Source organism: Ruegeria sp. N4 (genome assembly GCF_056531425.1).
On the sequence record NZ_JBQFLT010000001.1, the window covers coordinates 590,220 to 602,899 of the forward strand.

Below are 12,680 nucleotides of genomic sequence, written 5' to 3' on the forward strand. Positions count from 1 at the left end.
GGAGTGCTGCGCCCAGATATTCCAGATGAAAAATCAGGCAGTAATGCCAAGACTTAACATTGGCCTAATCCCGCCACAGCGACGGGGTGATCAGGGCGATGATTGCCAGCGTCTCGAGCCGCCCAATCACCATTGCGGCGCACAGCGTCAGTTTGGCCCCACCCGACAGGTCGATCAGCCGGATCGGGACATCCGTGGCCAGCTCGATCAGCGGGCCGGTCGTGCTGAGTGCGGCAACGCTAAGGACCATCGCCTGTTCGAACCCCGACCCCATCATGGCCAGCAGCAGGTTGAACACCGCAAGCGTCAGGGCAAACAGCATCAGGAAGATCCAGGCAATAAATGCGCCGTCGCTTTGGATGCGCCGGTTGCCGCCATCGGCCCCGCTGACCGAGGAGGGATGGATCAGCCGGTCAATCTCGCGCGCGCCGTTCAGGTACAGCGCAAAGACCCGCAACAATTTCACGCCGCCTGCCGTGGTGGCGACGCCGCCGCCGACCAGCGCAAGGCCCATCAGAATCAGACCGGGTGTTCCCAGCCCCGAAAGCTGTTGCGCGTCGTTCCAGTTGGCGCTTTCAAACCCGGCGGTTGTCAGAAAAGACAGTCCAGTGAACAGCATGCCCCAGATGACATGCAGCGCCTGCAAGGGCTGAAGTTGCCCGCCAATTTCGTTAACCCCGGCCCAAACGCGGAAAAACAGCAGAGCGGCAACCGCGAGCACGATCAGCAGGCCGATCCGAAACTCGGGGTCTTTGTCCAGCCGCGAAAAGCCGCTTGTCGCCGTATCCGCCGAGAATGTCAGACGGGACAAGGCAAAGAACAGGAACAGAAGCAGAATTGCCTCACCGGTGATCCCGGCCTGTGCCCCCTCAAGCCCGCCGACCGGCGAAATGCCCGAGGTCGCCATGACCGACATCGCGTGACAGATGGCGGTCAGGCCTTGCTCTCCGGCGATCAACAGCAGGATACAGATCACGGCCGTCAAACCGGCATAGACCGGGGTCAGCGTGCGTGTCACCCGGATCAGGCGGCCGCGTGGGTCAACCGTCTCACTTTGTGCCACGCCCGAGACGGGGCGCCCCGGCTGGCCCTTCGCGGTCACTTCGAACCCGCCCAGCGACAGGGGGGCCAGGATCGCCGCCGCTGAAATCCACATCAGCAGACCGCCCATCCAGCCCACCATCGCCCGCCACAAATGCAGCGGCGCGCTCAGTCGATCAGGGTTGGGAAACAGATCCGCACCTGTTGTGGTCAGGGCGCTGACCATGTCGAAATAGGCGTTCAGAAACGTGGTGTTGCCAAGCGCCTCGTGAAACGGGATGGCCAGAAAGAGCGGCAGGACCGTGAAACACCCCAACAGCACCGCCAGCTGTCCCAAAGTGCCCCGCCGCGGCACCCGGTTTGAGGATGCAAGGGAAATGGTCGCCACCAGAAACAGCCCCAAAAGACCCGAATACAGAAAGGCGCGCGAGGTATCGTGGTCATCCAGCACCAGCGCAAAGACCGCCGGCACCCACATCGAGATCGAAACGCATCCCCAGATCAGCAAAAACAGCGGCAACCGCCGCAATAGCCCAACCTGTTGTGGTTTCACGCGTGCCATCAGAAGAAATCGATCGAGACCTGCATCAGCCGCTCAACCTCGGGCACGTCCTTGGCCATGGAAAAGATCGCAACAACGTCCTTTTCGTCGATCCGCAGGCTGCCCGTGGGGCGCAATACATCATCCCCTTTGCGGACGGCCCCCACCAAAACACCTTCGGGAAAGTCGATATCACGCAGTCTTTGACCGGCCATGGGCGAGGTTGACAGAACCTCGGCCTCAATCACCTCGGCCTCGGCATCGCCAATCGAATAGACCTGCCGCACGCGTCCATGGCGGATATGACGCAGGATCGAACTGACCGTCGTGGCGCGCGGGTTGATATAGGCGTCAATGCCCAGCGGGCCCATCAGAGCGACCATGCTGGGGTCGTTGATCAAGGCAATCGCTAACGCGCAGCCTTCGGCCTTGGCCCGCACGGCGGCCAGCATGTTGGTACGATCATCATCCGTAACCGCCAGCATCGCATCGGCGCGGTCAATGCCTGCCTCACTCAGCAACGCGGAATCCAAGCCGTCGCCATGCAATACAATTGTCCGCTCTAGCGCTTCGGCGGCTTTTTCGGCGCATTGGCGATCCCGCTCGATAATCTTCGCCCTGACTCGGCCCTCGCGTTCTTCCAGAGTGCGGGCAACCTCAAGGCCAACATTGCCGCCGCCCACAAGCACCACACGGTCCTGTCGTTTTTGCGACTTGCCGAACACCTCCATCGTGCGGTCGACGTCATTTACGCTTGTGAAGACATAGCATTCGTCGCCCACAAACAGTTGGTCCTCGGATTCAGGAGCAAACAAGGTGCCCTCGCGCCGGACCCCGACAACAATCGAGCTGAGGGTCGAAAACAGGTCGGTCAACTGGCGCAGCGGGGTGTTCACGATGGGGCAATCCTCATCCACCCGAATGCCCAGAAGCTGCGCCTTACCATCCATGAACAATTCGGTGTCAAAGGCGGACGGGGCCGACAATCGGCGCATGGCGGCGGCGGCAACCTCACGTTCAGGGCTGATGACCACGTCAATAGGCAGGTGATCGCGGCGGAACAGGTCGGAATGGATCGCCTGCAAATAGGATTTCGACCGCAAACGCGCGATCTTACGCTGGATCGAGAACACCGAATGCGCCATCTGACAGGTGACCATATTCACCTCGTCCGAGTGGGTCGCGGCGATGATCATATCCGCGTCCCGCGCCCCGGCCCGATCCAGAACATCCGGATAGCTGGCAAAGCCTGCGATGCCCTGCACGTCCAGCGTTTCGGTCGCGCGGCGCACAAGGTCAGGGTTGTTGTCCACCACGGTGACGTCGTTAAGCTCGCCCGAAAGGTGCCGTGCAATCTGCCAACCAACCTGACCCGCACCGCAAATGATGACCTTCATGTTCCTGGCCCTTCTGCCTGAAATCTTTGAATGACAGATGGCCCGATAGGGGTCAATTGAATTGTCTTAACTGTTGGTCTGGGGCAAGATAAGCACATGAAAACACTTGTTGCCCTGCTGGTTCCCCTGATGGCGCTCAGCGCCTGTGGCCCCCTGTCTTTGTATTATCGCGAGGGTGAGAGCGTCTCGCGCATGCAGACGGAAACCACCCAGTGTCAGGTTCAGGCCCTCAAGGATGCGCCGGTTGCCAATCAGATCCGGCAAAGCCCGCCGGTCTATTGGCCCGGTCGGACCTATTGCGACGGGCGCGGCAGGTGCTACCGCTCACCCGGATGGTGGGAGCCGGGAAATGTCTACACGGTGGATGTCAACAAACCCCTACGCAACAAGGTCGAGGCGCAGTGCATGGCGCAAAAGGGCTATCGCCCGGTCAGCCTGCCGCCCTGCAAATCGGGCGTGAAATCCAGCGTGCCACTTGCCCGCACAACCACCCTGCCCCCGCTGACCACGCAATCCTGTTTTGTAAAGTTCGATGACGGATCATTCCAGATCATCTCGCCCGGTCAATCAGGTTGAACCTTGCGCCGCGCGTCGGCGGGACAAGGCCAGATGCGCAAAAATGGCTAATGCGTAGATACCAATCACGGTGATCAGCATTCCGGCCTCATCAACCCGCCACAGAACGGCCAGCAAAACCGGCGTGCCCAGCAGGTTGCCCGCATTCCCCATCTGCGCCATCGCCCCGTAGCTGAGCGCCTGCGTCTCGGCGGTTTGGTTCAGGATCGGCACGGCGGTAAAACTGCCCCCTTGCACAAGACCCAGAACCGCAAACAGCAGGACGCAGACAATTTCCAGCGGCAGGCCGAGGAAACCGCCAGCAATGGACAGTATACCCAGCCCAAACCCCAGATTAATCACGGCAACACACGGCATCACGTTCAGCAGAAATGGCACGGCCACCCAGCTGAGCACGATCCCCGCCAGCGGCATCAGCCCGGCAATCTGACCGCTTGTCTCTTCGGGCAGACGGCCCGGCAGGATGGCAAGCAAGGACACAAAGGTCAGCGTGTAAAAGAACCACCCGACGGCTGGCGCGGACACGAAAGGCGACCGGTAGGTGCGCAGATGGACATGCAGCACCTCGCTCCACCGCCACGGCACTGTTGGCGAGGCGGGTTGCACGGGCAACCGAGTTATCAGGATCAACGCCGCGACCCCGATCATCAGAAAACCGTGCAGCAGGAAGAACGCAGTCAGCCCAAACCGCTCGATCAAAGGCAGCCCGAGCCACGCATTCAGCGCAAAGGCTACGCCAAAGAAAGTGCTCCACAGCACCATGGCCATGTTCCGCGCCTTGCCGCTGGTGATCTGCGCGATCAGCGTTGGGGCGGCGACGACGATTGCCAGATGCGACAGACCCTCGACAAACCGGCTGGCCAACATGACGTAAAACCCGGGCCATGTTGCCTGAAACACTGAAATCGCACCCCCAAGACACAGGCCGAAGGTCAGCAGCTTCAATGGCCCCACCCGACCCACGATTGCCCCGGACACGGCCCCTAGCACGGCACCGAGCAGGCTGATGATCGACAGCAGCCAACCCATCGTCTCCGCATGATCGGGATACAGCTGCAAAAGCTGGGGGAACGGCACCGCGATCTTGGCAAACTGCGTCGCCGCGCCCAGCCCGGCCAGCCAGAGCAGAAGGACTTGAAAAGCTTGTGTCATACGCCGCTTCTACAGCGCCCGATCAGACCACGGAACGCATAAATTATGCGGCCCTAATGTCTGGACCCGCTGACCAGACGCACCGGTGTTCCATCAGACAGATACAGACGTTCCCAGATGATCTCTCCGGCGCTGATGCGGATGCGGTCATGGACAGCCTCAGACGTCTGAAACGCCTTTGGCGCAGGCGTGTGCATGTCCCACCAGCCGTCGGCGTCCAGTTCGGCCTCGGCCTGCTGAATTTCTTCCGTAGCAAATTGCCAGAGTGATACGCCCAGCAGAGCGTTTTGGCTGGTCTTCCAATCCCGTGCCCGGCTGGCGGAATAGGCAAGGCATTTATGGCTGGCCTCTTCAACCAGATGCAGACAGTCGGACGAGGTCATGACCAGCCGCCGCAAGGCGCTGTTATCCGCACGTGCAGGCCCTAGCGCGGCAAACACAGCCTGCTGAGTGTCCGGCGGCGGGGTTTGCCCGCCCCGCTCCCACCTTGAAACAGTGGCCTGATCCACCTGCAGCAACTCGGCCAGATGAGATTGCTTGTACCCGACCGACCGGCGCAACCGTTTCAGGCGTTTGCCAAAGCCGGGGTACCCGCGTGTTTCAAGCCTGTTCCCTGATGTCAGAACGCTCATGGCCAGCACAGCCTTTCCGGTACATCACTCCGCCGGTTCCGGCTCATCGATTTGCGCCACGCGTGCACCGGATTTGTTCGAGGTCACAACGCCCAGCGATTTCAGCTTGCGGTGCAGCGCGCTGCGCTCCATCCCGACAAAGCTGGCGGTGCGGCTGATATTGCCGCCGAAGCGATTGATCTGGGTCAGCAGATATTCACGCTCGAACGCTTCACGCGCTTCACGCAAAGGCAAGGTCGCCAGCGCACCGGACAGGACAACACGGCCCGACTCTTCGGCCTTATCCTCGTCGCTCGGCAATTCTCGAGCTTCAATCGGCCCGGTGCCATCGCCCAGAATCAGCACCCGTTCGATCAGGTTCTTCAACTGGCGCACATTGCCCGGCCAGGTCATGGTTTGCAGCAGCGCGACGGCCTCTTCCGACAATTCGCGGATCGGCAGACCTTGGGTTTCGTTGCACATTTCGATGAAGTGCTGGGCCAGGACCGGAATATCCTCGCGCCGGTCTTCCAGCGACGGCACCGCAATCGGCACGACGTTCAGGCGGTGATACAGTTCCTCCCGGAAGCGTTCGGCCGCAATCTCGTCGTCCAGATCCTTGTTCGTAGACGAGATCACGCGCAAATCGACCCGCACCTTGTCGCTGCCACCAACCCGCTGGAATTGCTGATCGACCAGCACCCGCAGGATTTTCGACTGCGTGCCCAGCGGCATATCGGCGACCTCATCAAAGTAGATCACACCGCCATGAGCCTCTTCCAGCAAGCCCGATTCCACCCCGCGTTCCGAGGATTCGCGGCCAAACAGAACCTCCTCGACCCGCTCCGGCTCGATCCCCGCGCAGTTGACGGTCACAAACGGCGCGTTGGCGCGGTTGGAATGGGCGTGGATATAGCGCGCGGCGATTTCCTTGCCCGACCCGGCCGGGCCGCTCAGCATCACGCGGCCGTTCGACTTGGTGACCTTGTCCAATTGGCCCTGCATCGCCCGGAACGAGGCCGACTTGCCGATCATGTCCGAATTGCTGACCTCTTTGCGCTTGAGCGAGGCATTCTCGCGACGCAGGCGCGAGGTCTCCATCGCGCGGCGGATCACCACCATCAACTGGTCAATGTTAAAGGGCTTTTCGATAAAGTCATACGCACCCTGCTTGATCGCGGCGACCGCGATCTCGATATTGCCGTGGCCCGAAATGATCACCACCGGCACATCCGGGTTGTCGCGTTTGACCGCCTTCAGAATGTCGATCCCGTCCATGCGGCTGTCTTTCAGCCAGATATCCAGGATCAACAGCCCCGGCGGTTCGGCATTGATCGACGACATGCACTCGTCCGAGTTTGCCGCCAGCCGTGTGGAATAGCCTTCGTCCTCCAGAATGTCGGACACCAGCTCGCGAATATCGCGTTCGTCATCTACGATCAGAATGTCGCTCATCTTTGGCCTGCTTTCAGTTTGTTGGTTTTAATCGCCTGCTTCTGTGGCGCTGAATTGGTGGGCAGATTCGCCCCCGGCAAACGGATCACGGCCATCGCGCCAAAATGGTCCTGTCCGTCGAATACGGGCGCGTCTTCAAGCGTCAGCGCTCCGCCATGTTCTTCGATAATTTTCTTGACGATGGGCAGGCCCAGCCCGGTCCCTTCGTCGCGTGTGGTCACATAGGGTTCAAACAACCGCGCCCGGTCTTCGGGCAGACCGATACCGTTGTCCGCAATGGTGATGATCGTACCCGCGTCATCGTCGGAAACGGCCACCTTGATCTGTGGTTTCAGGTTTTCAGGCGCGCCTTTTTCCTTCAAGGTATCAATGGCTTCGCCTGCGTTCTTGATCAGGTTTGTGAGCGCCTGATTGAGCATGGTCGCATCCAGATCCGCCGCGATTGGTTGATCTGGCAAATCCGCATCGATCTGCACGGTTGGCTGCCCGGCCTGCTGCAGCAACACAGCCTCGCGCACCAAGGCGACAACATCTTCCTCACGTCGTTCCGGCTCGGGCATACGTGCGAATTTCGAAAACTCGTCCACAATCCGCCGGAGGTCATTGGTCTGCCGCACAATCACGTCGGTCATCGACTCGAGGCTATCGCAATCCTCTTCGTCCAGCTTGCGCGAGAATTTGCGTTTGATCCGCTCGGCGCTCAGCTGGATCGGGGTCAGCGGGTTCTTGATCTCGTGCGCGATCCGCCGGGCCACGTCGCCCCAGGCGGCCATCCGCTGCGCACTGACCAGATCGGTGACGTCATCAAAGGCCACAACATAGCCTTCAAGCCCGCCATCCTCACCGCGCCGGGTGGCCATGCGGACCAGAAGGTTCTCCAACTGCCCCTTGCGAGTCACTTTGATTTCGCCCTGCACAGCCTCTTGCCCGCTGTCCTTCAAACTCTCGAACAGAGGCAAAAACTCAGGAACCGCAATACCGATGGCCAGATGCTGTTCGCCACGAGACCAATCCAGCAAGCGTTCGGCTGAACGGTTGACGAAGGTAACGCACCCATCCGGGTCTACCCCGACAACGCCCGATGTCACCGAGCTTAGCACCGAGTCGAACAGGCGGCGGCGGCTTTCAATCTGGCGTGTGTTCTCCAGCAACGTGTCGCGCTGGCCCTTCAACTGTCGGGTCATCTGGTTGAAATACCGCCCCAGCATGGCGATTTCGTCGTCGCTGGCCTCTTCGATCACCTGAACGCTCAGGTCGCCCGCGCCGACGCGCTGCGCGGCGGTTGTCAGACGTCCCACGGGGCGCGAGAGACGCTCGGCAAACCACATGCCCAGGGACATGGCTGCAAGGATCAGGATCAGCGCAAAGCCCAGATACAAAAGGCCAAATTCGAACAGCACCCGTCCCCGTTCGCTTTCGAGTTGTTGGTAGAATTGCGCCGTTTCCTTGGTGTCGTCCAGCAGGGTCAGCAACTGGCCGTCCACTTCGCGACTGACATAGAGATACCGGTCCAGATAGGCCTGCAAGGGCACCAGCGCGCGGAATTCGTTGTTTTCCCAATCGGCGATGATCAAAAGGCCATTATCCGTTGCCTCGATCATCTGCTCGGGCGTCGGGGCTTCGTAGTTGAACAGATAAGACCGATCCCCGCGCGAGCGGATCTCACCACTGCCATCGATCACATAGGCCTCGCGCAGGCCGCGCTGGATCTGAGATTGCCCCTGCGCCAAAACCTCGCGCAGTTCTGCGTCCGAGATGTAGAAATCGCGCGAGCGGGCATTGTCGAGATACAGCGCCAGAACAGCCGCGTCCTGTGTTAGCCCTTGGCGGTGTTCAAGCTCATACGCTTCGGCTGCGGTCAGGGATGAGCCGACAACCTGCCGCACACGGTCCGAGAACCAGCCCTCAAGGCCGATATTCACCGTCAGCCCGGCAAAGATCGCAACTGTCACCGTGGGCACCAGCGCCAGCAGCGTAAACGCCCCAATCAGACGCAAATGCAGGCGAGAGCCGGCCGATTTCGCCCGTCGCGCCGCGATCAGGCTGCCCAACTGACTCAGCACAAGGGCCGCGACAACCAGCACGTAAACCAGATCTGCAAGAAGAATCAGACGCAATGTCGGGGCTGTCGCCCCCAGATCAAACGGACCAATGACAAGATAGGTTGCAAGCGCCAAGGCAGGTCCTAGAAGAACCAGCCCCAAGGTGCCGAAATTGCGCAGTTTTCGGGATTTTCGCCATCGACTAATCGATGGGATCATCCCGCTCTGTGCTCGGGTTGCCACCGTCTGCCCTCATTCTGATGTGTCGCTTGCGCGACGAACCGCCATATGTCGTGGTCGTTGCCCAGGCGATACCCGGATGCCACGCTTTGTGTGGCGATATTACATCAGTTTGCGACGGCGTGTCACCTGAATATCGAGGTCTGTAATCTTTTTCCGCAGCGTATTGCGGTTGATTCCCAGCAAATCCGCGCATTTTGCCTGATTTCCACCGGTCGCTTCCAGCGCGATTTCGATCAGCGGTGCCTCAACCTCGCGCAGGATACGCTGATACAGGCCCGGAGGCGGCAGCATGTTGCCGTGCAGGTCGAAATACCGCCGCAGGTGCCGTTCAACGGACGTGGACAGCTTCTCGCGCTCGCCCCCGCCCAGAACCGGTTCGGCCTCGGGCTGGCTGCCCAGTACCATTTCGACCTCAGCCTTTGAAATCTCGTCCGCGCGGCTGGTCAGGCTCAGGCGGCGGATCGCGTTTTCCAACTGCCGCACGTTGCCGGGCCAGGAATAACGCCGGACCAGTTCAACCGCATCGGCGCTGAGCCAGCGTTTGGTGCCGCTGTCACGTTCTTCGCGGGCCAGAAAGTGCTCGGCCAGCAGGGTGATGTCATCGACCCGCTCGCGCAGGGCTGGCACATGGATCGTTGCGCCGCACAGGCGGTAATACAGGTCCTGCCGAATACGACCGCTTTCCATTCCATCGGTCAGGTCCGACTGGCTGGTGGCCATAAAGCGCGGAACGTGATCGCCCGGCGTGTCCATCATCCGAACGATCCGGGCCTGAATCTCATCATCGATGTCGGCAATCTCATCGATCAGCAGCGTGCCGCCGCGCACACGCGCCATGACGCGCGCGGGTCCCTCAAGATCACGCAGGTCAGCTGCAGTTGCAGTGACAAAGGGCAAGGTACGCCGGTCCGAGAAATCGTGAATAGCGCGCGCGATCAGGGACTTACCGGTCCCACTTTCACCAGAGATCATCACCGAAAGGTCGGTATTCATCACCCGCGCCACCAAACGATAAAGCGACTGCATGACCGGGGTGCGCCCAACCAGAGGCAACTCATCGGGGCGGTCGCTTTGTTCGGTCTCAGGCTCGGTATGCAGGCGCTGTTTCTGCTCCAACGCGCGCGCGGTGCGCTTCATCAGGTCGGGCAGATCGAAGGGCTTGGGCAGGTAGTCATAGGCATCCGCCTCGGCCGCCTGAATCGCCGTCATGATGGTGTTCTGGGCCGAGATCACGATGACCGGCAATCCGGGCCGGTCCTGAGCGATTTTCGGCAGCATTTCCAGACCGTTCCCATCCGGCATGACCACGTCCGAGATCACAACATCCCCCTTGCCCTCGCCCACCCAGCGCATCAGCGTGGTCAGCGAAGAGGTGGCGTGCACCTTGCATCCGGCCCGCGTCAGGGCCTGGGTCAGAACAGTGCGGATCGTGCGGTCGTCATCTGCGACCAGAACGGTGCCATCCATCAGGTGCTCTCCTTCGATATGCTCTCTGCCGGTGCGCGGCGCAGCGACAGTTTAAAGACGGTGCGTCCCGGAACGGATTCGGCGGAAATCCAGCCGTCATGGTCCGAGATGATCTTGCTGACCAATGCCAACCCAAGTCCGGTTCCGTTTTCCTTGCCGGACACGAACGGGTCGAAGATATCGCTGCGGATTTTCTCTGGCAGGCCCGGCCCGTCATCGATGATTTCGATCTGCAGGGGCAGCGAATGGCCCGAGCCGTCGCTGCGGCGCAGCCGGAACGAATGTTCGAAATAGGTGCGCAGGCGAATTGTGCCACCGTCCGGCCCTGCGGCCTCGGAGGCGTTCTTCAGCAGGTTCAGAACCACTTGCAGGATCTGGTCGGGATCCCCAAAGGCCAGCGGCAGGGACGGATCGTAATCCTCGATTATGGTCATGTCCGCACCGAACCCCAGCAAGGCCGAACGGCGGGCGCGGTCCAGAACATCGTGAATATTGACCGGTTTGAAGTCAGGTTGCTGCAGGTTTCCAAACTGCTCAACCTGTTCCAGCAACTTCACGATCCGGCGGCTTTCTGCGACGATTAGATCTGTAAGTTCAAGATCTTGCGGCGGGATATTCATGCTGAGCAACTGCGCGGCCCCGGTGATTCCTGCCAGGGGGTTCTTGATCTCATGCGCCAGCATCTCGGCCATGCCAATCGCTGATTGGGCGGCGGATTTGACCGTATTGCCACGGGTCATGCGCCCGGCCAGTTCGCGGGGCGAGATAATCATGATCATCGATCCCGGATGCCCGACCAAAGGCGCGATTTGCAGCGCGCATTGCAACGGCGCGCGGTTGCCCGAGCCTGCATCCACATCATTGACGAACAAGGGCGTGCCGTGCTGGCGGGCGCGCAGAAACGCCTCTTCCAGCGGGGCATCCACGGCGATCTGATCCCAGACCGGCTCACCAATCACCGCTTTGCGCGAGGCATTCAGAAACCCCTCACCCGAGGAATTCACGTCGGCAATCCGATCCTCGGCATCAATGATAAAGGCCGGAACCGGCAGCGAGTTCCAGATGCTTTGATCCGAGGTCATGCCGCCACCTCTGCCGTGCCGTTCAAGGCATCGCCCAGCAGGCGCAGGACCTCGTCTGTATCGCGTGAGGTCAGAACCGCCCGGCGCAACGGCGCGGGTGTTCCGGCCTCATCCATGTACCAGCCAAGATGTTTGCGCGCGACGCGCAGGCCCAGATCGGCGCCATAGAAACCCAGCATCGCCTGATAATGCGAACGCACCATGTCGATCAGATCAGCACCTTCCGGGATTGCAGGGGCATCGGTGCCGTAAACCTCATGGCAGATCTGCGCCAGCAGCCAGGGTTTTCCCTGCGCCCCGCGCCCGACCATGACACCGTCAGCGCCGGAATGGTCCAGCGCCGTACGCGCCGCTTTGGTGTCAACAATATCGCCATTTGCGATGACGGGGATCGAGACCGCCTCTTTCACCGCGCGGATCGCCTGCCAATCGGCCCGACCCTTGTAGAACTGACAGCGCGTACGCCCGTGGATCGTAACCATCTGAACGCCCGCCCCTTCGGCCCGGCGCGCCACATCCGGCGCGTTCAGCAGCGCATCGTCCCAACCCAACCGTGTTTTCAGGGTGACGGGCACGTCCACGGCCTCGACCACCGCCTCGATCAGCGTCAGCGCGTGATCGGGCGTTTTCAGCAGGGCCGAGCCGGAATAGCCATTTGTGACCTTCTTGGCCGGGCAGCCCATGTTGATGTCGATCACCCGCGCGCCGCGGTCCGCGACCTGACGGGCGGCCTCGGCCATCCAATGTGCCTCACGCCCGGCAAGCTGGACGGCGGTGTTTTCCACGTCCGCAGACAATTCGGCCCGTTCGCGCACGCCCGGCTTGGCCTGCACCATCTCCTGACTGGCGACCATTTCGCTGACGACCATTCCGGCCCCAAAGCGCATCACCAGATCGCGAAAGGGCCGGTCCGTGATTCCGGCCATTGGGGCCAATAACACCGGCGGGTTCAGGGTTTTGTCAGCAAGATGCAGGGTCAACGTGCCTAATCCTTGAGCATTTGGGGTTTTGATATCGAATTCCGCGCATATGAACAACAAAACGGCGGGTCACAAGCCTGCAAAATCATCACT

10 protein-coding genes are annotated in these 12,680 nt (G+C 60.8%); 1 reads left to right on the top strand and 9 read right to left on the bottom strand.

Annotation, left to right across the window (positions count from 1 at the left end; translation table 11 throughout):
• Window positions 1-64 precede the first annotated feature (64 nt).
• Window positions 65-1,603 (bottom strand): TrkH family potassium uptake protein, encoded by a 1,539-nt coding sequence (locus ACR0LW_RS02895; protein WP_170450261.1) that lies wholly within the window; start codon window positions 1,601-1,603, stop codon window positions 65-67.
• Complete coding sequence (trkA, locus tag ACR0LW_RS02900) at window positions 1,603-2,979, bottom strand: Trk system potassium transporter TrkA (RefSeq protein WP_480881525.1); 1,377 nt, start codon at window positions 2,977-2,979, stop codon at window positions 1,603-1,605. Before trkA ends, ACR0LW_RS02895 begins: the two co-directional genes overlap by 1 nt.
• A gap of 96 nt (window positions 2,980-3,075) precedes the next feature.
• Here trkA and ACR0LW_RS02905 point away from each other — a divergent pair, with 96 nt between their 5' ends.
• Complete coding sequence (locus tag ACR0LW_RS02905; RefSeq protein ID WP_480580946.1) at window positions 3,076-3,555, top strand: hypothetical protein; 480 nt, start codon at window positions 3,076-3,078, stop codon at window positions 3,553-3,555.
• Here the strand turns inward: ACR0LW_RS02905 and ACR0LW_RS02910 are convergent.
• The 7 genes from ACR0LW_RS02910 to dusB all read right to left on the bottom strand — a co-directional run bounded on the left by ACR0LW_RS02910 (window position 3,547) and on the right by dusB (window position 12,587).
• On the bottom strand, window positions 3,547-4,707 hold the full coding sequence (locus tag ACR0LW_RS02910) for an MFS transporter (RefSeq protein WP_480881526.1): 1,161 nt from the start codon (window positions 4,705-4,707) through the stop codon (window positions 3,547-3,549). The genes ACR0LW_RS02905 and ACR0LW_RS02910 overlap by 9 nt on opposite strands.
• Window positions 4,708-4,760: 53 nt before the next feature.
• On the bottom strand, window positions 4,761-5,339 hold the full coding sequence (locus ACR0LW_RS02915) for a helix-turn-helix domain-containing protein (RefSeq protein ID WP_170518967.1): 579 nt from the start codon (window positions 5,337-5,339) through the stop codon (window positions 4,761-4,763).
• A 24-nt stretch (window positions 5,340-5,363) separates the two neighbouring features.
• Complete coding sequence (gene ntrX, locus ACR0LW_RS02920; protein WP_170450251.1) at window positions 5,364-6,773, bottom strand: nitrogen assimilation response regulator NtrX; 1,410 nt, start codon at window positions 6,771-6,773, stop codon at window positions 5,364-5,366.
• Complete coding sequence (locus tag ACR0LW_RS02925; protein ID WP_170629553.1) at window positions 6,770-9,034, bottom strand: sensor histidine kinase; 2,265 nt, start codon at window positions 9,032-9,034, stop codon at window positions 6,770-6,772. The genes ntrX and ACR0LW_RS02925 overlap by 4 nt, the downstream gene beginning before the upstream one ends.
• Window positions 9,035-9,157: 123 nt before the next feature.
• Window positions 9,158-10,525: a sigma-54-dependent transcriptional regulator gene (locus tag ACR0LW_RS02930; RefSeq protein WP_170450246.1), complete on the bottom strand. Its 1,368-nt coding sequence runs from the start codon at window positions 10,523-10,525 to the stop codon at window positions 9,158-9,160.
• On the bottom strand, window positions 10,525-11,607 hold the full coding sequence (locus ACR0LW_RS02935; RefSeq protein ID WP_480881527.1) for a two-component system sensor histidine kinase NtrB: 1,083 nt from the start codon (window positions 11,605-11,607) through the stop codon (window positions 10,525-10,527). The genes ACR0LW_RS02930 and ACR0LW_RS02935 overlap by 1 nt, the downstream gene beginning before the upstream one ends.
• Window positions 11,604-12,587, bottom strand: coding sequence for a tRNA dihydrouridine synthase DusB (gene dusB, locus ACR0LW_RS02940; protein ID WP_480580932.1), 984 nt, complete (start codon window positions 12,585-12,587; stop codon window positions 11,604-11,606). The genes ACR0LW_RS02935 and dusB overlap by 4 nt, the downstream gene beginning before the upstream one ends.
• Window positions 12,588-12,680: the final 93 nt, after the last annotated feature.